This window comes from Streptomyces sp. NBC_01508 (genome assembly GCF_045040315.1).
Classification (GTDB): Bacteria; Actinomycetota; Actinomycetes; order Streptomycetales; family Streptomycetaceae; genus Streptomyces.
In genome coordinates this window covers 7,528,653-7,553,860 of sequence record NZ_CP109419.1, presented here as the reverse complement: position 1 = coordinate 7,553,860, position 25,208 = coordinate 7,528,653, and the positions used below count along the sequence as shown (strand labels likewise).

At 71.4% G+C, this 25,208-nt stretch carries 19 protein-coding genes; 11 read left to right on the top strand and 8 right to left on the bottom strand.

All coding sequences use genetic code 11. The features are described from left to right. Positions 1 to 153 precede the first annotated feature (153 nt). Complete coding sequence (locus OG700_RS34925; protein ID WP_405620674.1) at positions 154 to 1,161, bottom strand: aldo/keto reductase; 1,008 nt, start codon at positions 1,159 to 1,161, stop codon at positions 154 to 156. A 90-nt stretch (positions 1,162 to 1,251) separates the two neighbouring features. Here OG700_RS34925 and OG700_RS34920 point away from each other — a divergent pair, with 90 nt between their 5' ends. The 4 genes from OG700_RS34920 (at position 1,252) to OG700_RS34905 (ending at position 6,551) form a co-directional block, all read left to right on the top strand. Then, positions 1,252 to 2,142 (top strand): AraC family transcriptional regulator N-terminal domain-containing protein, encoded by an 891-nt coding sequence (locus OG700_RS34920; protein ID WP_405620672.1) that lies wholly within the window; start codon positions 1,252 to 1,254, stop codon positions 2,140 to 2,142. Between the two features lie 179 nt (positions 2,143 to 2,321). Beyond that, positions 2,322 to 3,770 (top strand): hypothetical protein, encoded by a 1,449-nt coding sequence (locus tag OG700_RS34915; protein ID WP_405620670.1) that lies wholly within the window; start codon positions 2,322 to 2,324, stop codon positions 3,768 to 3,770. Positions 3,771 to 3,942: 172 nt separating this feature from the next. Then, positions 3,943 to 5,241: an AAA family ATPase gene (locus OG700_RS34910; RefSeq protein ID WP_405620668.1), complete on the top strand. Its 1,299-nt coding sequence runs from the start codon at positions 3,943 to 3,945 to the stop codon at positions 5,239 to 5,241. Then, positions 5,238 to 6,551 (top strand): DUF2201 family putative metallopeptidase, encoded by a 1,314-nt coding sequence (locus OG700_RS34905; RefSeq protein ID WP_405620666.1) that lies wholly within the window; start codon positions 5,238 to 5,240, stop codon positions 6,549 to 6,551. The genes OG700_RS34910 and OG700_RS34905 overlap by 4 nt, the downstream gene beginning before the upstream one ends. A gap of 64 nt (positions 6,552 to 6,615) precedes the next feature. Here OG700_RS34905 and OG700_RS34900 read toward each other — a convergent pair whose 3' ends face one another. From OG700_RS34900 to OG700_RS34890, 3 genes are all read right to left on the bottom strand, one after another. Continuing rightward, on the bottom strand, positions 6,616 to 7,230 hold the full coding sequence (locus OG700_RS34900) for a hypothetical protein (RefSeq protein ID WP_405620664.1): 615 nt from the start codon (positions 7,228 to 7,230) through the stop codon (positions 6,616 to 6,618). A 570-nt stretch (positions 7,231 to 7,800) separates the two neighbouring features. Continuing rightward, positions 7,801 to 8,799 carry a type I glyceraldehyde-3-phosphate dehydrogenase gene (gap, locus tag OG700_RS34895; RefSeq protein ID WP_405620662.1) on the bottom strand — a complete coding sequence of 333 codons (999 nt, stop codon included), beginning with the start codon at positions 8,797 to 8,799 and terminating at the stop codon, positions 7,801 to 7,803. 341 nt (positions 8,800 to 9,140) lie between these two features. Continuing rightward, positions 9,141 to 10,115 (bottom strand): GlxA family transcriptional regulator, encoded by a 975-nt coding sequence (locus tag OG700_RS34890; RefSeq protein WP_405620660.1) that lies wholly within the window; start codon positions 10,113 to 10,115, stop codon positions 9,141 to 9,143. 34 nt (positions 10,116 to 10,149) lie between these two features. On the opposite strand from OG700_RS34890, the gene OG700_RS34885 reads away from it, so the two are divergent. After that, complete coding sequence (locus OG700_RS34885; protein WP_405620658.1) at positions 10,150 to 10,713, top strand: hypothetical protein; 564 nt, start codon at positions 10,150 to 10,152, stop codon at positions 10,711 to 10,713. Here the strand turns inward: OG700_RS34885 and OG700_RS34880 are convergent. Then, positions 10,697 to 11,119: a YjbQ family protein gene (locus tag OG700_RS34880; protein WP_405620656.1), complete on the bottom strand. Its 423-nt coding sequence runs from the start codon at positions 11,117 to 11,119 to the stop codon at positions 10,697 to 10,699. The two genes, OG700_RS34885 and OG700_RS34880, sit on opposite strands and share 17 nt — an antisense overlap. 83 nt (positions 11,120 to 11,202) lie before the next feature. Here OG700_RS34880 and OG700_RS34875 point away from each other — a divergent pair, with 83 nt between their 5' ends. Continuing rightward, positions 11,203 to 12,303: an NAD(P)-binding domain-containing protein gene (locus OG700_RS34875; protein ID WP_405620654.1), complete on the top strand. Its 1,101-nt coding sequence runs from the start codon at positions 11,203 to 11,205 to the stop codon at positions 12,301 to 12,303. 87 nt (positions 12,304 to 12,390) lie between these two features. On the opposite strand, the gene mltG is transcribed toward OG700_RS34875, so the two are convergent. Beyond that, positions 12,391 to 13,236: an endolytic transglycosylase MltG gene (mltG, locus tag OG700_RS34870; RefSeq protein ID WP_405620652.1), complete on the bottom strand. Its 846-nt coding sequence runs from the start codon at positions 13,234 to 13,236 to the stop codon at positions 12,391 to 12,393. Positions 13,237 to 13,627: 391 nt separating this feature from the next. After that, the gene (locus tag OG700_RS34865) at positions 13,628 to 15,469 is read right to left on the bottom strand and encodes a NovA family novobiocin export ABC transporter (protein ID WP_405620650.1); all 1,842 of its coding nucleotides are present in this window, start codon (positions 15,467 to 15,469) and stop codon (positions 13,628 to 13,630) included. Positions 15,470 to 15,571: 102 nt separating this feature from the next. Here OG700_RS34865 and OG700_RS34860 point away from each other — a divergent pair, with 102 nt between their 5' ends. The 4 genes from OG700_RS34860 to OG700_RS34845 all read left to right on the top strand — a co-directional run bounded on the left by OG700_RS34860 (position 15,572) and on the right by OG700_RS34845 (position 21,544). After that, positions 15,572 to 16,027, top strand: a complete 456-nt coding sequence (locus tag OG700_RS34860) for a MarR family winged helix-turn-helix transcriptional regulator (RefSeq protein WP_405620648.1) — start codon at positions 15,572 to 15,574, stop codon at positions 16,025 to 16,027. Between the two features lie 193 nt (positions 16,028 to 16,220). Beyond that, on the top strand, positions 16,221 to 17,702 hold the full coding sequence (locus tag OG700_RS34855; RefSeq protein ID WP_405620646.1) for a Gfo/Idh/MocA family protein: 1,482 nt from the start codon (positions 16,221 to 16,223) through the stop codon (positions 17,700 to 17,702). Positions 17,703 to 17,873: 171 nt separating this feature from the next. Further along, a complete protein-coding gene (locus tag OG700_RS34850) occupies positions 17,874 to 19,757 on the top strand; it encodes an ABC transporter transmembrane domain-containing protein (protein ID WP_405620644.1) in 1,884 nt (627 codons plus the stop codon). Further along, entirely contained in the window at positions 19,754 to 21,544 is a 1,791-nt protein-coding gene (locus tag OG700_RS34845) for an ABC transporter ATP-binding protein (RefSeq protein ID WP_405620642.1), read from the top strand. The genes OG700_RS34850 and OG700_RS34845 overlap by 4 nt, the downstream gene beginning before the upstream one ends. Positions 21,545 to 21,719: 175 nt before the next feature. On the opposite strand, the gene OG700_RS34840 is transcribed toward OG700_RS34845, so the two are convergent. Next, positions 21,720 to 22,511 carry a metal-dependent hydrolase gene (locus OG700_RS34840; RefSeq protein WP_405620640.1) on the bottom strand — a complete coding sequence of 264 codons (792 nt, stop codon included), beginning with the start codon at positions 22,509 to 22,511 and terminating at the stop codon, positions 21,720 to 21,722. 168 nt (positions 22,512 to 22,679) lie between these two features. On the opposite strand from OG700_RS34840, the gene OG700_RS34835 reads away from it, so the two are divergent. Beyond that, positions 22,680 to 25,202, top strand: a complete 2,523-nt coding sequence (locus tag OG700_RS34835; RefSeq protein ID WP_405620638.1) for a DEAD/DEAH box helicase — start codon at positions 22,680 to 22,682, stop codon at positions 25,200 to 25,202. Positions 25,203 to 25,208 lie beyond the last annotated feature (6 nt).

Genomic DNA, 25,208 nt, shown 5'->3' with positions numbered 1-25,208 from the left:
TACCTCTGGCGCCGGGTGCTCAGCTCTGGTGGCCCAGCCACGGCGTTGCGAGGAGTAAAGCGAGCGGGGCCTTCGCGTGTCAACCGACCGCGATGCCGCAGGCGGAGGCACCCGCTCGGGCCGGTCACGGGCGCGCCGGTCAAGCCCGGGCCGTTACCAGGTGGGCATGATCGCCTCCGGGTAGCGGGATCCCGCCGCTCCGCGCGGAAGGATCTCCTGGACACGCGCGAGGTCCGCCGGCGAGAGAGTGACGTACGCCGCCGCGGTGTTCTCGGCGACGCGCGACGGGTTACGGGTCCCCGGGATCGGCACGATGTCGTCGCCCCTCGCCAGCAGCCAGGCCAGCGCGAGTTGGGTGACCGTGATGTCCAACGATCCTGCGAGCGCGCTCAGTTCACCGATCGCGGCCAGGTTCTTCTCGTAGTTGCCGGGCTGCCACCGGTCGTCCCAGCTGCGCATGTCGTCGGCGGGGTACTCCGCGGCCGGTTTCACCGTACTGGTGAGGAAGCCCCGGCCGAGCGGGGAGTACGGCACGAACCCGATGCCCAACTCCCGTACCACCGGCAGTACATCGGCCTCCACGGCTCGCTCGAACACGGAGTACTCCGTCTGGAGCACGGACACCGGGTGGACGGCGTGCGCTCGCCGGATGATGTCGGGTCCCGCCTCGCTCAGTCCGAGGTAGCGCACCTTGCCTTCGGCGATCAGTTCGCCGACCGCTCCCGCCACGTCCTCGATGGGGACATCCGGGTCGACGCGGTGCTGGTACAGCACATCGATGTGGTCGGTGCCGAGGTGGCGGAGGCTGTTCTCGGTGACCTCGCGGATATGTTCCGGCCGGCTGTCCAGGACGGTTCCGATCCGCTGCGGATCACTCAGGTCGAAGCCGAACTTGGTGGCGATCACGATGTCGTCGCGGAAGCCCTTCACCGCGCGGCCCAGCAACTGCTCGTTGCTGCCAGTGCCCATTCCGTACAGCTCGGCGGTGTCGAAGAGCGTCACCCCGAGTTCGTACGCCCTGTGGATGGCGGCCGTGCCGCCGGGCGCGTCGCCGGCACCGTACGCCATGGTCATGCCCATCGTGCCGAGGCCGATCGCCCCGACCTGGAGGCCCTGCGTGCCGAGGGCGCGTCGCGGAAGGTTCTCACCGTGCTGTGTCATACCCCCGACGTTAGTGACAGCGCCCCGGAAGATCATGGGGCACGGGTCGCGTAGAATTGCCTGATCCTCTCATCAAGGAGTGCGTGCGCCATGTTGGACCAACTGGGTCAGCTCGCCGCGGCCGTGGCCCGGCACAGCGACGGGCTGTGGGGCGACAGTGCCGTGCCACGCCAGATCCTGGTCGCGATCGACGAGCCCATCGCGCCCACCGACCTGCTGTACGAGCCGATGGTCTGCTTCATCGCCGAGGGGGCCAAGAGCGCCACGGCGGGCGAGCGGAGTTGGGTGACCGGGCGCGGTGAGATGTTCTTCAACCCCCTCGTACTGCCGGTCACCGCCGCGTTCCGCCAAGTGCCTTACCGTTCGACGGTGTTGCGGCTCGACGGGCGGGTACTCACCGATCTCCTGCTGGAACTCGACGGCGCGGAGCCCCGTACGTCGCCCGGTCCGGACGGCCGGATCACCGCCCCCATGACGCCGGAGATCGTCGACGCCGTCACCCGGTGGGTGCGACTGCTGGACACCCCGGACGACATCGGCCCGCTGGCGGCCCGGTTCGAGGCCGAGATCCTGTACCGCCTGCTGGGCAGCCCGCTCGGCCCGATGCTGCGTCAGTTCGCGCCGGCCGATTCCGGTACGGCCCGGGTGCGCGCCGCCGCCGCGTGGATCGCCGCGCACTACACCGAGCCGTTGAGCGTCGACGCGATCGCGGCGGTGGCGCAGATGAGCACGGCCACCCTCCACCGCCACTTCAAGGCCGCCACCGGAATGAGCCCGCTGCGCTTCCAGAAGAAGCTCCGACTGCAAGAGGCACGACGGCAGTTGGTCGCCGGTAACACCACGGCGGTGCTCGTCGCCGAAGCGGTCGGGTACGTGAGCGCGACACAGTTCAACCGGGAGTACCGGCGCGTCTACGGCCTGCCGCCCGCCACGGACGCGGCTCGGCTGCGCGGCCGGCTGGCGGGCGCCCGTCAGCCGTGAGGGTGACGTGGCGTGCGGCTCTGTCCGGTGGGGTCCGGTGGGGTCCGGTGGGGTCCGGTGGGGTCCGGTGGGGTCCGGAAAGAATGGATCTGGCAGATCGGGGTCAGGAGCGCTATGGTCACCGCGATGACTACCTACTCTGCTCGATTGGGGGACCCGTCCACGCAAGGTGAGTGCTGATGCTCACTGAGACCGCGAACGGGATTTCCCGCTTTCCCCGATTCACCTTCTGGCCGCGCGTGCGTGAGTTCGCCGTGCCGCCGTCCATGATCGAGACTGCGACCGCCCGCCGCCACGTCGGCGACTGGGCGGGGGCGTGCGCCGCCGCGGGCATCGATGTCGATTTCAATCCGCGCTCCGTGGCACGCGTCCACGGTCGCGAAGTCGCGGCCCAGCTCCGGGCCGATCTCCGCCAGTTGGCACCTGACCTGCTGCGCTGGCACATGCCGAGGATCGCTCCCGACGGCCTGCTGCGGCCGGGGCTGACCGTCGCCCTGGCCCGGTACGGGGGTGGCGAGGGGCATGACGTCGCACGGCGTGACGGCGCCGGTCCTGTGCACCTCGTGGTCCGGACTCCGCCCGCCTGGGCGGATGCCGGTCAGCGGATCAGCCTCGCCCTGTGGGACGGATCCCTCGACGATCCCGGCGCACGCCGTCATCCGCATCCCCATCCCGACCGGCGGTTCCGGCTCGACCTGCACCGCCATCTGTGGGACGCGCGCAGGACCGCGGAACTCGCGGTCCGGGCCGGGGCCTGCGGGACCAACTCGCCTTTCCACGAAGGCCGTTCGCCGCTGGATCCGGCCGTCCTGAAGCGGCTGCCGCCGGAGCGGCGCTGTGCCGTCGACCGGTGGGCGGCCGAGGCCGGGATTCTGCTCCGGGCCGAGGGGCTGTCCACGGGCGCCGTCACCGTACGGCTCGGGGCCCGGCGGCGGCTGGACCTGGAGCTGGCCGCGGACGAGGGCGGCGCCGGGCCGCCGGTCCTGCGGATCGCGGCGCCGAAAGGGACCGGCGGGGCTCCCGCGCCACCGCTCCTGCCGGACGCGGCGACCTGGGTACTGCCCGACCTGGAGCTGATCCGTGCCGGTGCGATCGAAGCCGATCGACTGCACCCGCTGGTCGCCTCGGCACTCGTCCCGAACCACACGCCGCCGCCCGGCCCGTCCCGGATTCCGGAACCGGCGGGAGCGCCACGCGTCGTGGAGTGCCGGGGAGCGCGGCACCGGATAGCCCTGGTCGACGGGGTGTTGGCGCCGCTGGACCACGACCCGGCCGAGATCCGGCGGGAGGAGTTGCTGGCCGCCCTGTCCGGTGCTCCGCTCGCCTGTCTGCGGGCGATCGACGAGGCGCACCGGGATCCGGCCTGCCTCCCCGGTGTCCGTGAGCGCCTCGACCACGGCGACGCCGCCGGTGCGCTGGCCGTCGTCGAGGGCCTGTTGGGACCCGAAGCGATGCTGCGCGACGGCACGCTGCGGGACGAACTGGAGGACGCCGCGCGACGGCGGATCGCCCACGGCCTGTTCCGGGCGGGCATGGTCGGGTTCGGACCGCCGTCCGACCGCGACCTCCCGCGCGGCCGGCGTCCTCGTGGTCACCGCTCGCGCCCGCGAGACATGTCCACCCGCTGACGCGGGACCGATCGACCCGGGGTCCGCGTCCCCGCGTTCACTCCGCTCGCCGGCTTCTCCGACTCCTGCGATTCCTGCGACTCCTGCGACTTCATCAGCTTTTTCGGCTCCTGCGACTTCATCGGCCTTCTCTGCTTCTTCGACTCTTCAACGAACCCAAAGGTGATGCCACTTGTCCACACGCACCCCGCTCGCGCGCCCCGACGTCACCTCAGACGCGGATTGCGCCCCCTTCCCCGACTCCTCCCCCGGCTCCGCCACCACGACCCAACTCGACGTGGCCGGAGACCTGTTGGGGCTGCTGCGCGACACAACCACCGAGCCGCGCCCCGACGACCAGTTGGAGGCCCTGACCCTGGCCGTCGCCGCCGACCTGCCCGTACTCCTGTGGGGTGAGCCGGGAATCGGCAAGACCGCCGCCCTGACACAGCTCGCCGAGTCGCTTGACCTTCCGCTGACCACGGTGATCGCCAGCGTGCACGAGCCGTCCGACTTCTCGGGCCTGCCCATCGTCGGGGACGATCCCGCCGAGCAGGGTGTCCCGATGGCGCCGCCGGACTGGGCGGTTCGACTCGTACGGGCGGGGCGCGGGCTGCTGTTCCTGGACGAGTTGTCCACCGCGCCGCCCGCTGTGCAGGCCGCCCTGCTCCGTCTCGTACTCGAACGGCGCATCGGCGCCCTCCAACTGCCGCCCGGCGTAAGGATCGTGGCCGCCGCCAATCCGCGCTCCTCGGCGGCCGACGGGTGGGAGCTGAGCCCGCCGCTGGCCAACCGGTTCGTTCATCTTCAGTGGATCCACGACCACGAGGTCGTCGTACGCGGCCTCGGCGGGACATGGCCGCGGGCGACCCTGCCGCGGCTCGCCCCCGAACGGCTGCCGGGCGCCGTGGACTTCGCCCGCCGCGCCGTGTGCGGGCTGCTGTCCGCCCGCGCCGCCCTCGTACACCGGCTGCCCAGCAACGAGACGCGGCAGGGCGGCCCTTGGCCGTCACCCCGAAGCTGGGAGATGACACTGCGCCTGATCGCGTTCGCGACCGCGGCCGGCTCGTCCCGCGACGTACTCTCCCTGCTGGTGAGGGGCACCGTGGGCGACGGGCCGGGGCTGGAGCTGCTGGCGAGCCTGGACCGGATGGACCTGCCGGACCCCGAGGATCTTCTCGCCGACCCGGCGGGTGCCGTACTGCCCGAACGGGGGGACCTGCGCCAGGCCGTGCTCGACGGGGTGGTACGGGCGGTACGCGAGCGCCCGGAAAGGTCCCGTTGGGACGCGGCGTGGGCGCTCCTGGTGCGGGCGATGGAGACCGGGGCCGCGGACCTGGTGGTCGTGCCCGCGACCACGCTCGCCTCGCTGCGGCAGGAGGAGTGGGACGTCCCGGCGTCGATCGACCGGCTCGCCGGGGCGGTGTCACTCTCCCGGCGGGCGGATCGCGCGGCGGCCCGCGCGGCGTCTGTCGCGGGTGCCGGCCGATGAGCCACGAGACCGGGACCCACACACGCAGCGAGACACGCACCGACACAGGCGCGGGGGTGGCCGCAGACGCGGGCGCGGATGCGGATCAGCCGGGGAAACTCGACCTCGACAAGCTCTTCGCCGCCCGACTGCACGCCGTTCGGGTCCGTCCCTTCATGGCGACGGCGCTGTTCGCCCTGCACGTGGTGGAGTCGCGGCAGGTGCCGACGATGGCCGTCGACCGGCACTGGCGGTGCTACGTCTCGCCGGCGTTCGTGGCCCGGACCCCGGTGGAGGAGCTGGCCGGGGTCTGGGTCCACGAGGTGTCGCACCTGCTGCGCGACCACCACGGTCGCGGTGACCGGGTCGCGCGGGCGCGCGGGCTCACCGGACCGGGGGAACGGCTGCGGATGAACATCGCGGCGGACTGCGAGATCAACGACGATGTGTTCGGTGACGGGCTGGTCCCACCCGAAGACATCGTCCGGCCAGGGTCGTTGGGGCTCCACGAGGGGGAGCTCATGGAGGACTACCTGGGGCAGTTCCGGCTCGGACCGTACACACAGGGCATGGTCTGGCTGGACTGCGGCAGCGGCGCCGACGGCCTGGAACGGGAGTGGGACCTCGGGCCGGACGGCTCGCACGGTCTCAGCGCGCAGGAACGGGACGCCGTCCGGTTCCGGGTGGCACAGGGCATCAAGGGCCACCCGGGACATTCCCCGAAGGGGTGGCAGCGGTGGGCGGAGGAGGCGTTCCATCCGCCGCAGCCCTGGCGGGAGTTGCTGGGTGCGGCGGTCCGCTCGGCGACCACCGGCTCCGGCGCGGGCGAAGACTACACGTACGGCCGGCCGTCACGCCGCTCGGCCGGGGTGCCCGGCGCCGTACTGCCCAGCCTGCGGCGCCGACCACCCCGCGTCGCGGTCATCATCGACACGTCCGGGTCGGTCAGCGACGCCGAACTCGGCAGCGCGCTCCACGAGGTCGCCGCCATCTCCCGTGCCCTGGGCGGACGTCGGGACCTGATCACCGTGCTGCCGTGCGACGCGGCGTCCGAGATCGTGCACCCGCTGTGCCGGGCCGCCGGGATTCCACTGGTGGGTGGTGGGGGTACGGATCTGCGTACGGGCTTCGCCAGGGTGCTCCGGAAGGGGCCGCGACCGGATGTCATCGTGGTCCTGACCGACGGGCAGACCCCCTGGCCCGACGCCCGGCCACCGTGCCGGACGGTGGTGGGCCTGTTCGATCGGTCCGCCGGACCGTACGACGAGGACAATCCCGATTACGTGCCGGACTCACCGCCCGCGTGGGCGCGCGTGGTCTCCATCGGATAGGCGCTCACCGCGCGGTGGGCGCCTTCGGGACGCCACGACGGCGCTCGGCTCAGCTGTCGTGGCGTCACGGAGGAGAGACGCCGGCGCGCTGCCCCGCCACCGCGTCCTCGATCGCCCGCTCGATGAGGTGGGTCCGGTGCGCCGCCGGGGAACCGCTCTTGAGCAGGGCTCCCATCCGCTGGGCCTCCTCGGTGGTGGGCAGGAACCCCACCAGGAGGGCGGGCAACAGCAGTCGCCGTCCGAGGAGTTCGTTCGCGGAGGTGACCTGCGGCCGGCGTACGACGGAGACGTTGACCCGGACGGCGTGTTCGTTGCCCCTCGGGACACCCGGCCGGTCCGTCTCGATCGCGGCGTAGCGAAAGCCGTGCGCCTGGTCGCAGCCGAGGCAGCCCATGGGACCGCGGCTGAGTCCGGCACCGCAGTGGGCGCAGACGAGCCGGTCGAGCGCGGCGTCCACCACCCGCCAGTCGTGCCGGTCGGGTTCGGCCACCACCATCTCGGCGAGGGTTGTCTCCTCGTCACGGCCGGCGTCCCACAGGCGCAGGAAACGGGACCATTCGTCTTCCACGATGCCGTCCACCAGTTCGCGGCAGACCGAACAGGCGGGCGCGCCGCCGTACTCGTATCCGCCGCACTCCGCACAGCGGCGCGGGGCCGCTCCAACCGCGGGTCTCGCCATGCGCGTCCCCTCCCCCGAACACCGTCACACTCCGTTGTACGCCGTCGCACCAGCCCCCGGCAACCCGACTTCCTCCCGGTCGGTCCGCGTGGAGGACGGCGATGCCGGCCTCGCCCGCGTCGACGCGGGCGATCAACTCCGCGAGCGTGGCCGAGCCGTCGTGGCCGACGAGGAGCAACGGCTGTTTCTCGCCGTCCCGTTCGGCGGAGAGCGGGTCTGGAATGACCAGCCCGACGCTGATGGTGCCGTGTCTGACCAGACCCCGGCGAACCGGCTCGGGCGGTATCCCAGCGCGAGGCCGCGTCGAGCACCCGCTGTTTGGTGGAGCCGTGGATCTCGCCCTTGTCGTTCAGGGCCGTGACACGGTCAGCCGGGACACCCCGGCGGACCGGGCCACATCGTGGATCATCACCCTGCGGGATTCGGTCCCCGACGGCGCCATCGCCCACCTCCCCGCGGCTGACGGCACAGGCGCGTCGGCGGGGGTCCGCACCATGCCCCGGCCGGGCGCGGCGGCACGATGCCGTACGACGTACTCACGCACGCTTCGAGCGCCGTCGACGGGGTCGGTCAGTGGGCGGCGAGGAGTTCCAGCGTGTCGATCAACCGGTTCGAGAAACCCCACTCGTTGTCGTACCAGGCGACGACCTTGACGTGCCGGCCGTCGACCCGGGTGAGGGCCGAGTCGAAGATCGCCGAGGCCGGGTTGCCGGTGATGTCCGACGACACGAGAGCGTCGTCCGAGTACTCAAGGATGCCGGCGAGCGGCCCTTCGGCCGCGGCGCGGTAGGCCGCCAGTACGTCGTCGCGCGACACGTCGCGGGCGACGGTCGTGTTGAGTTCGACGATCGAGCCCACCGGCACCGGTACGCGGATCGAGTCGCCCGACAACTTGCCGTCGAGGTTCGGCAGGACGAGGCCGATCGCCTTGGCGGCGCCCGTCGTGGTCGGCACGATGTTGACGGCGGCTGCGCGGGCGCGGCGGGCGTCGCGGTGGGGTGCGTCCTGGAGGTTCTGCTCCTGGGTGTAGGCGTGCACCGTCGTCATGAAGCCGTGCTCGATGCCGGCGAGGTCGTCGAGCACCTTGGCCAGCGGCGCGAGGGCGTTGGTCGTGCACGAGGCGTTCGAGATGATCGTGTGCGTGGCCGGGTGATACGCCTCGGTGTTGACCCCGTACGCGACCGTGGCGTCGGCACCGGCCGACGGGGCGCTGACGAGCACCTTCTTGGCGCCCGCGGTGAGGTGGGCGCGGGCCGCCTCGGCCGAGGTGAAGCGGCCGGTCGCCTCCAGCACGATGTCGACGCCGAGTCCGGCCCACGGCAGGCTGGCCGGTTCGCGCTCGGCGAGCACGGTGATACGGCGCCCGTCCACGACGAGGGCGTCCGCGTCGGCGGTGACCGGGCGGCCGAGCCGGCCGGCCGTCGTGTCGAAGGCGAGCAGCCGCGCGAGGGCGGCGGGCTCCGTGAGGTCGTTGACGGCGACGACTTCAAGATCGCTGTCGCGCTCCAGCAGTACGCGCAGCGCGTTGCGTCCGATGCGGCCGAATCCGTTGATGGCGATGCGAGTCATGAGTGATGTCCTTTCGGGTCCCCACCAGGCTCGCAGGGCGGTGTCCGTCCGTGACGACGGCGTGAACGCCATGGTTCGAAAGGATCACGCCAAGTGGCGGTGCCGCCGGGCAGGCCGAGGGCGTGTTGCGAAAGTGGGCTGTCCGCCCGGAGGGGGGGGCGGGGCCGACGGCGCTTGGTGCGTGCGATCGCGAGGCGGAGGACCGCTCTCGTACCGGGCGTACTCGGATGCCTTCGAAAACGCTGTCAACGCGGCGAGGGGGCACCTCCCATGCCCCCTCGGGGCTACGGGGGAGAGCGTGCCGGGCGTCGTCGGCCAGGCGGGACTTTCGCAACCCGCCTCTACTCGCCCTGCTCGCCCTGGGCGCCCTGGGCGAAGGTTCGCCGGTAGGCGGTCGGTGTGGTGCCGAGGGTGGACTGGAAGTGCAGCCGCAGGTTCGTACCGGTGCCGAGTCCGACGTCGGTGGCGATCTGCTCGATGCTCCGCTCGGACCGTTCGAGCAGTTCCCGGGCCGCGTCGACGCGGGCGCGCATGACCCACTGCATCGGCGTGTACCCGGTGTCCTCGACGAAGCGCCGCGAGAACGTGCGCGGCGACACGGCCGCGTGCCGGGCGAGTGCCTTGAGCGTCAGGGGCTCGCCGAGCCGGCGCAGTGCCCATTCGCGGGTGGCGGCGAACCGCTCGCCGAGCGGTTCGGGCACCCGGCGCGGTACGTACTGCGCCTGGCCGCCGCTGCGGTACGGGGCCGCGACCAGCCGCCGCGCCGCGTGGTTCGAGGCTGCCACGCCGAGATCGGCGCGCAGGATGTGCAGGCACAGGTCGATGCCGGAGGCGGCCCCGGCCGATGTCAGCACGCTGCCCTCGTCCACGAAAAGCACGTTCTCATCGACACGGACGAGCGGATGCTTCGCCGCGAGCGCCCGCGCGTAGTGCCAGTGCGTCGTGGCGCGCCTGCCGTCGAGCAGGCCCGTGGCGGCGAGCGCGAAGGCGCCGGTGGAGATGGCGGCGAGCCGGGCGCCCCGCTCATGAGCGGCGATCAGCGCGTCGATGATCTCCTGCCGCGGGTCGTCACGGTCCGGGAACCGGTAGCCGGGGATGAAGACGATGTCGGCCCACGCGAGCGTGTCGAGCCCGTGGGCGACGTGGTACGACAGCCCGTCCCCACCGGCCACGAGACCGGGCGCGGCACCGCACACCCGCACCTCGTACGGCATGCTCGCGCGGGTCGTGAACACCTGCGCGGGAATCCCGACGTCGAGTGGCTTCGCCCCCTCCAGCACAAGGACGGCGACGTGATGTAGGTGGGATGCCGGCACGCGGAACAGCCTACGCGTGGGAGGGTTTCGGTTCATGGCGGCGGTGGACGCGATGCTGGAGGAACTCCGGGGCCTCGTCCCGTTGACGCCCGAGGGCGCGGCGGCGAGGTTCGCGGTCCGGGAGTGGGCGCCCGGGGGCAGGCTCCGCGACGGGGTGGAGACGTCCTGGCGCAGGGACGGCGTCCAGGGCTGGATCCAGGCGTTCGGCGGCGGGGAGGTCGACGTCTCGTTCGCCGTCTGGATCCGCGATGTCGACGAGTCGGGTTACTTCGACGACGTGGAAGCCGTCTACGCCGAGGGCGAGCGGGTGCTGGCCGGGTTCCTGTCGGAGATCGAGGAATCTCCGCTCGCCCGGCACCTCGCCGAGGCCGGGCGGACGGCGGCAGCGGCAGCGGCAGCGGATGCGGCAGCGGATGCGGATGCGGATGCAGACGAGGACGGGGACGGGCACGGAGACGAGTTCATCGCGGTGCGGAGGTGGCTCCTGGCCGGCCGGGTCCTGACCGTCGGCGTGCTCCAGCACGACACCGATCTCCCGGTCATGGTCGTGGCCGCGCTGCGGGAGCCGGCTCCCGTCTCCGTCACCCGAGGAAGCTGAGCCGCACCGTCCGGTCCGGGTTGTCGGTGTTCGTGTCGACCAGGCAGACCGACTGCCAGGTGCCCAGTTCCAGCCGGCCCGCGATCACCGGGAGGGTCGCGTGGGGTGGGACCAGGGCCGGGAGGACGTGGTCGCGGCCGTGGCCCGGGGAGCCGTGGCGGTGCTGCCAGCGGTTGTCCGGCGGGAGAAGGGTGCGCAGCGCGGCGAGCAGGTCGTCGTCGCTGCCCGCGCCCGTCTCGATGACGGCCACCCCGGCCGTCGCGTGCGGCACGAAGACGTTGAGGAGGCCGTCCCGGCCCGCCGCCGTCTCGCGGAGGAACTGTTCGCACACGTGCGTCAGGTCCGTCACGGTCTCGTCGGTGCCGGTGGCGATGTGCACGGTCCTGGTGGTGAAGGCGTCGGACATGGGTCCATCCTGCCGTCCCCCGGACGCGTTCGCGTCCGGGACGGTCCGGGATGATCCGGGTGTCCCCGGCTGTTGGTAGAAACGTGAACGACTTCGGGGTGGCGCAGGCGCGGAAAGTACGGGACGTGGACGTCGTGGTCATCGGCGCGGGGCAGGCCGGGCTGTCGAGCGCCTACCATCTGCGGCGCTCCGGGCTGGTGCCCGACCGGGACTTCGTCACCCTCGACCATTCCCCGCGCCCCGGCGGCGCCTGGCAGTTCCGGTGGCCCTCACTCACGTACGAGAAGATCCACGGGATGCACGCGCTGCCCGGCATGGAACTGACCGGCGCCGACGGGTCACGGCCGTCGTCCGAGGTGATCGGGGGCTACTTCGCCGCGTACGAGGAGCGGTTCGGCCTGCGCGTGCACCGGCCCGTGGACGTGGCGGCCGTCCGTGCGGGCGACGGCGGGCGGCTGCGGGTCGAGACGTCGGACGGCGTCTGGTCGACGCGGGCGCTGATCAATGCCACGGGCACCTGGGACCGGCCCTTCTGGCCGCGCTATCCGGGCCAGGAGGCCTTCCGGGGCCGCCAGTTGCACACGGCGGGCTATCCCGGTCCCGGCGAGTTCGCCGGGCTGCGGGTGGTCGTGGTCGGTGGCGGGGCCTCGGGGACACAGCATCTGATGGAGATCGCGGACGTGGCCGCGGAGACGACCTGGGTCACGCGCAGGCCGCCGGTCTTCCGGGAGGGGCCGTTCGGCGAGGAGCAGGGGCGGGCGGCCGTCGCGCTGGTGGACGAGCGGGTACGGGCCGGGCTGCCGCCGCGCAGCGTGGTGTCGGTGACCGGGCTGCCGGTGACGGAGGCGATCACGCGGGCGCGCGAACGGGGGGTGCTGAGCCGGCTGCCGATGTTCGACCGGATCACCGCGTCCGGTGTGTCCTGGGACGACGGGCGGCGCGTCGACGCCGATGTGATCCTCTGGGCCACCGGCTTCCGCCCGGTGATCGACCATCTGGCGCCGCTTCGGCTGCGCGAGCCGGGCGGCGGGATCCGGGTCGACGGCACGCGTGCCGTACGGGACGAGCGCGTCCATCTGGTCGGGTACGGGCCTTCGGCCTCCACGATCGGTGCCAACCGGGCGGGCCGGGCGGCCGTACGCGAGATCCGGGCGCTGCTGGAGCACGAACCCGTTCCGGTCTGAGACCCACAGGCTTCAGGGCGTGGCGTCTCGGGGCATGGTGTCTCAAGGCGTGGCGCCTCAAGGGGTGCCGCCTCAAGGGGTGGCGCCTCAAGGGGTGGCGCTTCTGTTCGCGTTGAACTCCTCGACGTTCGCCCGGTGTTCCTCGTAGTCGGCGGTGAAGCGGGTGTCGCCCGGCGCCACCGTCACGAAGTACAGCCAGTCGCCCCGCGTCGGGTTGATCGCCGCGTTCATCGCCTCCTCCCCCGGATTGCCGATCGGCGTGGGCGGCAGGCCCCTGAACTCGTAGGTGTTGTACGGGCTCGCGGTCTTCGTGTCGGAGTGCGTGGTGTCCAGCGTGCTGCGGTTCAGCGCGTAGTTGAGGGTCGAGTCCATCTGGAGCGGCATGTCCCGGGCCAGTCGGTTGTGCACGACGCGCGCCACCCGGCCCATGTCGGCGGCCGTGTCGGCCTCGGCCTGCACGATGCTGGCGATCGTCACGGTCTGGTAGACCGTGACGCCGTTACGCCGCGCGCCCGCGCTGATGCGGTCGGCGCCGAAGCGCTGACGCGCGGTGTCGACCATGTAGCCGAGCAGGCCGGCCGGGGTCGCGCCGGCCTCGACCGGATAGGTGGCCGGGAACAGGTATCCCTCGGGGTTGCGCCGGGCGGCGTCGGGGAGTTCCAGCCGGGTTCCCGTCGCGGCCTTCGCGGTGGTGCCGGACGGGACGTCGAGGACTTTGTCGACGGAGGCGTACACCTGGGTGGCCCGCCGCCCCTCCGGGACGAGCAGCGACACCGTCTTCTTCTCGGCGTCGGGTGGTCCCCCGGTCAGCAGCAGCGGCACGAGCACGGCCGTCGCGACGGCGACCACGGCGCTCGTGATCAGGGCCAGTCGGCCGCGGCGGGTGAGTCGGGGCCTGCGCCCGGATGTCGCACGCGGGGGCTCGTTCGTCATGCGGGCACGCTAACCCGGACAAAGCGCGGATTCCGGCACCTCGCAGACGGTGACGCCGAGCCCCGCCGGGCGACAGGAACACACGAACGTGGGAGCGGGTGTTCGCTGGAACGTGTGATCGCAGCGGGAATCCCGCCCCCAACTGCCCTGTGACAACAGATGCTTACGGTGCGCAAGCGACGGGCTGCAGACCGCGACTGCGCTGTCCCAGCTACATGCATGCATCTCTGTGCATCATCACGAGGAGAACGCACCACTATGAACGTCATCACCGACCTGCTCGCCGGCCTCGTCCACTTCGTCGGCTGGCTCGTCTGACGCACCCCCACAACCGGCGCCGTCGCTTCCCGTCCCAGGGAGCGGCGGCGCTGCCGTGTGCCGGGCGGCGCGGTCAGACGGCGCTCACGCGCTCATCCTGCGCGGGCACGGGCGCCGCCGCGCCGTCCCTGCGGACGAGCGCCGCGTACCGCCCGTCGCGGTCGATCAGCTCCTCGTGCGTGCCGCGCTCGGCTATCCGCCCCGCGTCGAGGACGACGATCTGGTCCGCGTCCCGCACCGTCGAGAGCCGGTGCGCGATGGTGATGGTCGTACGACCCTCGGAGAGCGCGTCGATGGCCTGCTGGACCGCGTGTTCGGTACGGGTGTCGAGCGCGCTGGTCGCCTCGTCGAGCACGAGGACCGGCGGGTCGCGCAGGATGGTGCGGGCTATCGCGAGGCGCTGCTTCTCACCGCCGGAGAACCGGTATCCGCGCTCGCCGACCAGCGTGTCGTACCCGTCGGGCAGGGCGGCGATGTGGTCGTGGATCTGTGCGGCCCTGGTCGCCGTCTCGATCTCGTCGTCCGTCGCCTCCGGCTTCGCGAAGCGGAGGTTGTCGGCGACCGAGGCGTGGAAGAGATACGTCTCCTGCGACACGACGCCCACCGCGCGGGCGAGGGTGTCGAAGGTCAGGTCGCGTACGTCGATCCCGTCGAGCAGGACCCGGCCGCCCGTCACGTCGTACAGCCGCGGCACGAGATAGCTGAGGGTCGACTTGCCCGATCCGGTGGGACCGACGACGGCGAGACTGCCGCCCGGGGGGACGGTCAGGTCGAGGCCGTGGAGGGTGTTCCCGTCCTTCTCGTCGTAGCTGAAGTCGACGCCGTCGAAGCGCACTTCACCCCGGACGGGGTGAAGCGCGACCGGCCGCTCGGGTTCGGTGATGTCGACGGGCAGGTCGAGATATTCGAAGATGCGCTGGAAGAGCGCGAGCGACGTCTGCATCTGTACGCCGGTGGCGAGCAGGCTCACGGCGGGGCGGAAGAGTCCCTGCTGGAGCGAGACGAACGCGACGAGTGTGCCGATGGAGACGGCGGTGCCGCCGGACTGGAGGACGAAACCCGCCGCCCAGTAGATGACGGCGGGCATGGCGGCCATGACGATGCCGATGACGGACATCCGCCACCGCCCCGCCATGTTCGACCGCACTTCCAGGTCGACGAGTTGCTCGGACTCCTCGGCGAAGGACTTGGTGAGCGAGTCGGCGCGCCCCATCGTGCGGCCGAGGAGGATGCCGCTCACCGACAGCGACTCGGTGACCGTGGCGGCCATCGTCGCCATCTGCTTCTGCCGTTGGAGGGTGATCCGTTTGCGCTCACGGCCGACGCGGCGGCTGATCCATACGAACACCGGCAGCAGGAGCAGCGAGACGACGGTCAGCCGCCAGTCCAGCGCGAGCATCGCGACGACGGTGGCGATGACGGCGGTGAGGTTGGAGACCAGCGACGTGGCGGTGGAGGTGACCGTCGCCTGCATGCCGCCGATGTCGTTGGCGATCCGGGACTGGACCTCGCCGGTGCGGGTGCGGGTGAAGAACGCGAGGGGCATGCGCTGCAACCGCGCGTAGACGGCCGTCCGCAGGTCGTGCATGACACGCTGGCCGACCGTCGTGGAGATGAGGGTCTGGATGACGCCGAAGACGCCGCTGAGGACGGCGGTGAGGATCATGCCGAGGGCGAGCAGGCTGAGCAGCCCGGTGCGGCCCTGCGGGATCGCGGTGTCAAGGATCTCGCGCAGCATGAAGGGCGAGGCGACGGCCACGAGGGACGAGGCACCGACGAGCAGGCCGACGACGGCGAGCCGGCCGCGGTAGGGGCGGAAGAGCCGGAAGATACGGCGCAGCTGCGCCGGCGGCTCGGGCAGCGACGGATCCGCGGGTCGGGCCGAGGGCTTCCAGGTCGGCTGTTCTGACTTCATGGGCTCCTTCGAGCGGTGCGCAGGGGTACGGGAAGATCTTCGAGGAGCATAGCTCACTGTTACCTAGGTTCACAATGTACGTAGTCCTGTTATTATTCCGCCATGAGCACCCCCGACGCCGACGGCCTGCTGGCCGAACAGCTCCTGAGGCTGACCCGCCGACTCCACCGCGTCCAGAAGCGCCACCTGGAGCCGATCGGGATCACCCCGGCGCAGTCCCGTCTGCTGCGCACGGTCGCCTTCTACGACAGTCCGCCGCGGATGGCGGATCTCGCCGAGCGCCTGGAAGTGGTGCCCCGCGCCGTGACGAGCCTGGTCGACGGCCTGGAGACGAGCGGCTGCGTCCGCCGCGCCCCGGACCCGACCAATCGCCGGGTGATCCGGATCGAGCTGACCGAGACCGGCCGCGGCGTGCTGCGGGCGCTGCGCGACGCGCGCAGGTCGGCCGCCGAGGACATCCTGGCCCCGCTGACGGCGGACCAGCGCGACGTGCTCGGCGTACTGCTGTCGGCGCTGGTGGGCGGGCCGGTCGACGGTGTGCCGGAGCGGCGCCGCTGACGGACGTCGGCGAGGGGTGCCGCTGAGCGAGTTCCGGCCACCGCTCCGCCGGGTCACCCGAGGCGTGTCCCGAAGAGTCCAAGGGTCCGATCGAAGAGTCCAATCAAGGCCCCTTGCGCACCACCAGCCCCAACTACCAAGGTCCCTACCGAGGTTCAATTCCGCCGCGCACGTCAGCTCCTATGGAGGCTTCATGAACGACGCAGCACCGCAGAACCCCGGCAGGGATCAGGACGACGACAACGGCGGCTCGGTGAGCCGCCGTTCCGCTCTCCGGACGACGGCGGGTGTCGCCGGCGCCGGGCTCGGGCTCACCGCCCTGGGCAGCGGCACCGCCTCCGCCGCGCAGCCCGCCGAAGCGGCCACGGCCGCCGCCGCACAGGCCGCCCCCGACAGCGCCGAATCCGCCGTCCCCGAGCGCCAGGGCCGCACCATGGCCGGTGTGCCCTTCGAAAGACGCGCCACGGTCCGGGTCGGCATCATCGGTCTCGGCAACCGCGGCGGCAGCATGATCGATCTGTTCCTCGCGGTGCCCGGCGTCCAGGTCGTCGCCCTGTGCGACACGGTGCGGGACAAGGCCCGGAGCGCCGCGGCCAAGGTCGTCAAGGCCGGGCAGCCGGCGCCCGCCGTCTACACGAAGGACGAGCACGACTACGAACAGCTCTGCGCACGCGGCGACATCGACTTCGTCTACGTGGCCACTCCGTGGGACTTCCACTTCGAGATGGCCAAGACGGCGATGCTGAGCGGCAAGCACGTCGGCGTGGAGTGTCCGGTGGCGATGCGCCTCGACGAGCTGTGGAAGCTGGTCGACCTCTCCGAGCACACCCGGCGCCACTGCGTGCAGCTGGAGAACTGCGCGTACGGCAAGAACGAGATGCGCGTCCTACGGATGGCGCACGCGGGCCTGTTCGGCGATCTGCTGCACGGCGCCGGCGCGTACAACCACGATCTGCGCGGCCTGATGTTCGACCCGGACTACTACGAAGGCCCCTGGCGCCGGCTGTGGCACACCCGGCTGCGGGGCGACCTGTACCCGAACCACGGCTTCGGTCCCGTCGCCAACTACCTGGACATCAACCGCGGCGACCGTGCCGTCAGCATCACCAGCATCGGGACGCCCGCGCTCGCCCTCGCCCAGTACCGCGAGGAGAACATGCCGCCGGGCGACGCCAGTTGGAAGGAGACGTACGTCAACAGCGACCGGACGATCAGTCTGGTCCAGACGGCCAAGGGCCGGGCCGTCCGGCTGGAGCACGACGTCTCGACACCGCATCCCTACAGCCGTATCAACAGCCTCGGCGGCACCAGGGGCGTCTTCGAGGACTATCCCGAGCGCATCTACATCGAACCGGACCACACGAACGACGAGTGGGGCGACTTCGGCGCGTACGCCGAGTGGGACCACTGGCTGTGGAAGGAGCACGCGAATCCGCCGGGCGGACACGGCGGGATGGACTACATCATGGTCTTCCGTCTGATGCAGTGCGTCCGGCTGGGGCTCGTCCCCGACTTCGACGTGTACGACGCGGCCACCTGGACCGCCCCCGTACCGCTGAGCCACGCGTCCATCAAGGCGAACGGCAAGCCCCAGCAGATTCCGGACTTCACCCGCGGCGAGTGGAAGAAGTCCCGGCCCGGCATGGATTCCGAGAAGCCGTCGGAGAAGCGGTAGACACGGCGGACCACCGCGGAAGCACGGCAGTCCCGGTCGGCGCGAACGCGCCGGCCGGGCCTCGTCGCGTTCACTCCCACGTGGCCGAGAGGCGAATAATCGATTGCCCCGGACCGTGCCCAAAGGGCAACCTTGCACGGTTTGCGCCACTCCACCACTCACTGGGACGTCATGCAGATTCGCGATCTTCCGTATCCCGATCCGGGGAAGCCCGATGCCCGGTCAGGCCCGCGCTTCCTGTACTGGCTCGGGCGCAATCAGCTGCGTGGCCAGCTCAAATCGCTCTCCTGGGGACTGCTGCACCAACTGGGCGTCGCCGGGATGCCGGTGGGCGCGGGGCTCGCCGTACAGGCCGCCGTGGACCGCTCGGGCGGGCGGCTCGCGCTGGCCGGCGTCGTCATCGCCCTCTTCGGCGCCGCGATATCCGTCGGCGACACGATGCTGCACCGTGCGGCGGTCACCAACTGGATCACCGCGGCGTCCCGCGTCCAGCAACTGCTCTCCCGCAAGACCGCCGAGCTGGGTTCGGCGCTGACCCGCCGGGTCGCGGCCGGCGAGGTGGTCGCCGTCTCGACGGGCGACGTCGAGAAGATCGGCTGGTTCGTGGAGGCGCTGTCGCGCTTCCTGGCGGCGGCCGTCACGGTCGTCGTGGTGTGCGTCGGTCTCGTCCTGTATCTGCCGTCGATCGGCGCGATGGTGGCCATCGGAGTGCCCGTACTGGCCCTGGCCGTACTGCCGCTGCTCCCCCGCGCCACCCGGCGCGCCGACGTCCAGCGCACCAAGGCGGGCCGGGCCACCGAGCTGGCCGCCGACACCGTGGCCGGGTTGCGGGTGCTGCGCGGCATCGGCGGCGAGGAGCTGTTCCTCACGCGCTACCGCGGAGCCTCGCAGGAGGTACGCGAGGCTGCCGTCCGCAGCGCCCGCATGTGGGCACTGATCTCGGCCATTCAGGTCTTCCTGCCGGGCGTCCTGCTGATCACGGTGGTCTGGTACGGCGCGCTGCTCGCGGGCGACGGCCGGATCTCGGTCGGTGAACTGGTCACCGTCTACAGCACGGTGACCCTGCTGCTCCTGCCGCTCAGGCGCTTCGAGGAAATCGCGATGGCGTACTCCTTCTCACGCCCCTCGGCCACGCGTGCGGCCCGCGTGCTGCGGCTGGAGCGCACCTCCTACGAAGAGGAGCGCGGCGGTCTCGCCGACGCCCGGCCCACCGGCGACCTCTACGACCCGGCAACCGGTCTGCTCGCCACCGCCGGACAGCTCACCGCCGTCGTGTGCGGCGACCCGGACGCGGCCGGGCGGCTCGCCGAACGACTGGGCGGGCACGCGGCCGAGGAGGAGAAGAGCCCGTCCGTACTGCTCGGTCCGGTGGCGCTCGACGACCTCCCGATGGACGCGGCGCGCGCCTGTGTCCTGGTTCAGGACAAGGATCCGGTGCTGCTGTCCGGCACGCTCACCGAGCTGCTGGACGTGCCCGCGTCCGGCGGCGTACGGCCCCGGGACGCGCTGGACGCCGCGCAGTGCGGGGACGTACTCGCCGCACTCGTCCAGGCGTCGGTGGACGGCAGCGGCGACCCGCTGCGCTCGCGCATCACCGAGCGCGGCCGGTCACTGTCCGGCGGGCAGCGTCAGCGGCTCGCGCTGGCCCGCTCGCTGGTCGCCGACCCGCAGGTGCTGGTCCTGGACGAGCCGACGTCGGCCGTGGACTCGCACACGGAGGCACGGATCGCGGATGGCGTGCGGCGTCTGCGGAGCGGCCGTACGACGGTCGTGTTCGCGTCCTCGCCGCTGCTGCTCGACCGCGCCGACAGCGTGGTGTTCGTCCACGACGGGAAGGTCGCCGCCGTGGGGGCGCACCGGGAGCTGCTGCGGGACGATCCGCGCTACCTGAGCGTCGTCACGCGCCGGACGGACGAAGAGACGCACGACGAGACGGAGAACGGCACGGACGCCAACACGGACGCCAACACCGGCGACGGCACGGACGGCGCCGCACACGTGCCGACACCGCTGAAGACACACGAAGAGCTGGCAGAGATCGAGGAATCCGCATGATCGGCGTGGCACCACCGGCGTACGACCCGGCGGCACCGGAGGCCGCCACCACCCTGCCCGTCGCCCGCCCGGCGACCGTACGGGCCTATGTCCTTGAGCTGATACGGCGGCACCGCAAGGCGTTCGTCCTGCTCGTCGTCGTCAACGCGGTCGCGGTGATCGCCTCCATGACAGGCCCGTATCTGCTCGGCGGCGTCATCGAGGATCTGTCCGAAGGCGCCGAGGGGGCCAAGGAACTCCATCTGGAGCGCACCGCGGCCATCTTCGCGGGCGCGCTGATCCTCCAGACGCTCTTCACCCGGATGATGCGGCTGCGCGCCGCGATGCTCGGTGAGGAGATGCTGGCCGACCTGCGCGAGGACTTCCTCGTACGGGCGGTACGGCTGCCGCCCGGTGTCCTGGAGCGGGCCGGCACGGGCGATCTGCTGTCCCGGATCACCACCGACATCGACCGGCTGGCCAACGCGATGCGTGAGGCCGTGCCGCAGTTGGCGATCGGCATCGTGTGGGTGCTGCTGCTGATCGGCGCGCTGGGCGTCACGGCACCCCCGCTGGCGCTCGCGGTGATGGTGGCGCTGCCGCTGCTGGTCGTGGGCTGCCGCTGGTACTTCAAGCGGGCCCCGGCGGCATACCGGTCGGAGGCGGCCGGCTACGCGGCGGTCGCCGCGGTGCTCGCCGAGACGATCGACGCCGGCCGGACCGTCGACGCGCACCGCCTGGGCCGTCGCCGCGTGGCGCTGTCGGACCAGCGCGTCAAGGAGTGGACGGCGTGGGAGCGTTACACGCTCTGGCTGCGGTCGGTGCTCTTCCCGGTCATCAACCTCACCCACGTCACGATCTTCGCGGCGACTCTGGTGGGCGGCGGTGTCTTCGTGCTCCAGGGCTGGATCACGGTCGGGCAGCTGACCACCGGCGCGCTGCTCGCGCAGATGCTGATCGACCCGATCGGTCTCATCCTGCGCTGGTACGACGAACTCCAGGTGGCGCAGGTGTCCATCGCCCGCCTCGTCGGCGTCCGCGAGATCGAACCGGACGACGGTGACGAGAACGTCGTGCCGAACGGCAGGGACGTCAGCGCCGACCGGGTCGACTTCGGCTACCGCGAGGGCGTCGACGTACTCCACGAGGTGACGCTGGACGTCGCCCCGGGCACCCGCGTCGCACTGGTCGGCCCGTCCGGCGCGGGCAAGTCCACGCTGGGGCGGCTGCTCGCCGGGATCTACGCGCCCCGGAGGGGCCGGATCACGCTGGGCGAGGCCGAGCTGTCCCGGATGCCCGCGGAGCGGGTGCGCGGCCATGTCGCCCTGGTCAACCAGGAGCACCACGTCTTCGTGGGCTCGATGCGCGACAATCTGCGGCTCGCCCGCCCGGACGCGGCGGACGCCGAGCTGTGGGCGGCGCTCGGCGCGGTCGACGCGGACGGCTGGGCCCGCGCGCTCGACGGCGGGCTGGACACCGAGGTCGGCTCCGGCGGCACGACGCTGACGCCGGCTCAGGCGCAGCAGATCGCCCTGGCGCGGCTGGTGCTGGCCGACCCGCACACGCTGGTCCTGGACGAGGCGACGTCGCTGCTCGACCCCCGCGCGGCCCGGCATCTGGAGCGGTCGCTGGCGAAGGTGCTGCACGGCCGTACGGTCGTGGCCATCGCGCACCGGCTGCACACCGCGCACGACGCGGATGTGATCGCCGTGGTCGAGGAGGGCCGGATCAGCGAACTGGGCAGCCACGACGAGCTGGTGGCGGCGGACGGCGCGTACGCGGCGCTGTGGCGCTCCTGGCACGGCTGAGTGGTCCGGGCCGGGCGCAAGCCCGGGCTCGGTGAGCGGCGTCCGGGCGGGCGCGGGGGGCTCGCCCGGACCCGTGGGCAGGTCGTACGGTCCACTCGGTCACGGTCTGCCCGGTCGCCGTACGGGCTCCATGCTCCACGTACCGGTACGGCGACCGGTCGCCGTGGACCGGCGTTCAGATCACGTTCAGCGCCGCCGCGCCGCCCACCCCGCCGAGCAGCATGAACACCGGCATCAGCACCTTCAGCTCCACCCAGCTCCCGGCCCTGAACCGGATCGCCTTCGGCGGCCCGATCGGATACCAGCGCTTGCGCCCCACCGGGATCGGCCACAGGATCGGGCAGCCCGACACGGTCAGCGAGTCACCGATGTCGTGCACCAGCGCGCCCAGGACGATCGGCAGCCCCAGCCACAGGTACTCCTGGCCGGGCGCCGTGAAGAGCCAGTCCGAGCCGTTGCCCGGTTTGTCCAGGACGCCGGCCAGGATCCACGCGCTCGTCGCGCCGAGCAGCCACACGAGCACGTCGCTCGACACCCGCGCGGCCCGCCACAGCAGCCCCTCGACGGCGAGCACCATATGGATGAAGAGCAGCGCCAGCACCGCCCAGCGACCGCCGAGGACCGCGAGCGCGGAGGCGCCGCCGCCGATCATGACGGCCCAGAGCCAGGTGTGGGTGAGGGTGCGGTGGCCGCCGGTCCTGCGGGCGTCGGCCGGTTTCTTCGTCGCTTTGTAGACGGCGTAGGAGAGCTTGTCGACAATCTCGCACAGGGCCTTGGACACCGGACCGAACGCCCGCGAGATCGTGGCCGACTTGTGGTCCAGGTCGGGGGCGAGCGCCGCCCCCGCGCAGATCAGCGCGCCGACGACCAGCACCGGCCAGGGCATCGCGCGGTCGATCGCCGCCGCCGCGGCCCCCACCCCCAGCCAGGCCGCCGCGCCCGACAGCGAGTGCGCCGGTCCCATCATGGTCGTCCCCGCATGGTCGATCCCCGCCCCGTCGTGGCTGTGGTGGTGCTTGCTGACGAGCCCACCGGCATTGCGGCGAGGCTCAGTTGACAGGGCAGCGTACCGGTAGTGATCTTCGGCCCGTCGTCCGGTTCCGTCATCCGGGCGGAAGGCAGGCAAGATGGGGGTGTGACCCTTATTGATCAGCTGCCGCCGGATGCCGACCCCGATGCCCTCTTCGAGGCCTTCTCGTCATGGGCCGAGGGTGAGGGGATCACGCTCTATCCGGCTCAGGAGGAGGCGCTGATCGAGGTGGTCTCCGGGGCCAACGTGATCGTCTCCACCCCCACCGGCTCCGGGAAGAGCCTGATCGCGGCGGGTGCGCACTTCACGGCGCTGGCCCAGGACAAGGTCACCTTCTACAGCGCCCCGATCAAGGCGCTGGTGTCGGAGAAGTTCTTCGACCTGTGCAAGCTCTTCGGTACGGAGAACGTCGGCATGCTGACGGGCGACGCGTCCGTGAACGCCGACGCGCCGGTGATCTGCTGCACGGCGGAGGTGCTGGCCTCGATCGCGCTGCGCGACGGCAAGCACGCCGACATCGGCCAGGTCGTGATGGACGAGTTCCACTTCTACGCGGAGCCGGACCGCGGCTGGGCGTGGCAGATTCCCATCCTGGAGCTGCCGCAGGCGCAGTTCATCCTGATGTCGGCGACGCTCGGCGACATGTCGCGGTTCGAGGACGACCTGACCCGCCGCACCGGCCGGCCCACCTCCGTCGTACGGTCGGCGACCCGCCCGGTGCCGCTGAGTTACGAGTACCGCCTCACGCCGATCACCGAGACGCTGACCGAACTGCTGGAGACCCGTCAGGCGCCGGTCTACATCGTGCACTTCACCCAGGCGGCGGCCGTCGAGCGCGCGCAGTCGCTCATGAGCATCAACATGTGTACGCGCGAGGAGAAGGACCGGATCGCCGATCTGATCGGCAACTTCCGCTTCACCACCAAGTTCGGCCGCAATCTCTCCCGTTATGTGCGCCACGGCATCGGGGTGCACCACGCGGGGATGCTGCCGAAGTACCGCCGGTTGGTCGAAAAGCTCGCGCAGGCCGGTCTGTTGAAGGTGATCTGCGGTACGGACACGCTCGGCGTGGGCGTCAACGTCCCCATCCGTACGGTGCTGTTCACGGCTCTCACCAAGTACGACGGCACGCGGGTACGCACGCTGCGCGCCCGTGAGTTCCACCAGATCGCGGGCCGGGCCGGCCGGGCCGGTTTCGATACGGCGGGCTTCGTCGTCGCGCAGGCGCCCGAGCACGTGGTGGAGAACGAGAAGGCGCTCGCCAAGGCGGGCGACGACCCGAAGAAGCGTCGCAAGGTGGTCCGCAAGAAGGCCCCCGAGGGCTTCGTCGCCTGGTCGGAGACAACGTTCGACAAACTGATCGGCTCCGATCCGGAGCCGCTGACCTCCCGTTTCCGGGTCACCCACACGATGCTGCTGTCGGTCATCGCGCGGCCCGGCAACGCCTTCGAGGCGATGCGCCATCTCCTGGAGGACAACCACGAGCCGCGCAAGCAGCAGTTGCGGCACATCAGGCGCGCGATCGCCATCTACCGGTCGCTGCTGGACGGCGGTGTGGTGGAGCGTCTTGAAACGCCGGACGCCGAGGGCCGCGTCATCCGGCTCACCGTCGACCTCCAGCAGAACTTCGCGCTCAACCAGCCGCTGTCGACGTTCGCGCTGGCCGCGTTCGAACTGCTGGAGCCGGGTTCGCCCTCGTACGCGCTCGACATGGTCTCCGTCGTGGAGTCGACGCTGGACGATCCCCGGCAGATCCTCGCCGCGCAGCAGAACAAGGCGCGTGGCGAGGCGATCGGCCAGATGAAGGCCGACGGTGTCGAGTACGAGGAACGGATGGAGCGGCTCCAGGAGTTCACGTATCCCAAGCCGCTCGAAGAGCTGCTGTGGCACGCGTACGAGGTCTACCGCACCAGCCACCCGTGGGTCGGCGACCACCCGGTGTCGCCGAAGTCCGTCATCCGTGACATGTACGAACGGGCCATGACCTTCACGGAGTTCACGTCCCACTACGAGCTGGCCCGCACCGAGGGCATCGTGCTGCGCTATCTCGCCGGCGCGTACAAGGCGTTCGAGCACACCATCCCCGACGATCTGAAGTCGGAGGACCTGGAGGATCTGATCGCCTGGCTCGGCGAGATGGTGCGGCAGGTCGACTCCAGTCTCCTGGACGAGTGGGAGCAGCTGGCCAACCCCGAGGTGGAGACCGCCGAACAGGCGCAGGAGAAGGCCGACCAGGTCAAGCCGGTCACCGCCAACGGCCGCGCCTTCCGGGTGCTGGTGCGCAACGCGATGTTCCGCAGGGTGGAGCTGGCGGCGCTCGACAAGGTGAACGTACTGGGCGAGCTGGACGCCGATTCGGGCTGGGACGCGGATGCCTGGGGCGAGGCGATGGACGGCTACTGGGACGAGTACGAGGAGCTGGGCACCGGTCCGGACGCGCGTGGCCCGAAGCTGCTGGCCATCGAGGAGGACCCGGACCACGGCCTGTGGCGGGTACGGCAGTCGTTCGCCGATCCGAACGGCGACCACGACTGGGGCATCAGCGCGGAGGTCGACCTCGCCGCGTCCGACGAGGAGGGCCGGGCCGTGGTCCGTGTCACCTCCGTGGGCCAGCTGTCCGGCGCCTGAGCCCCC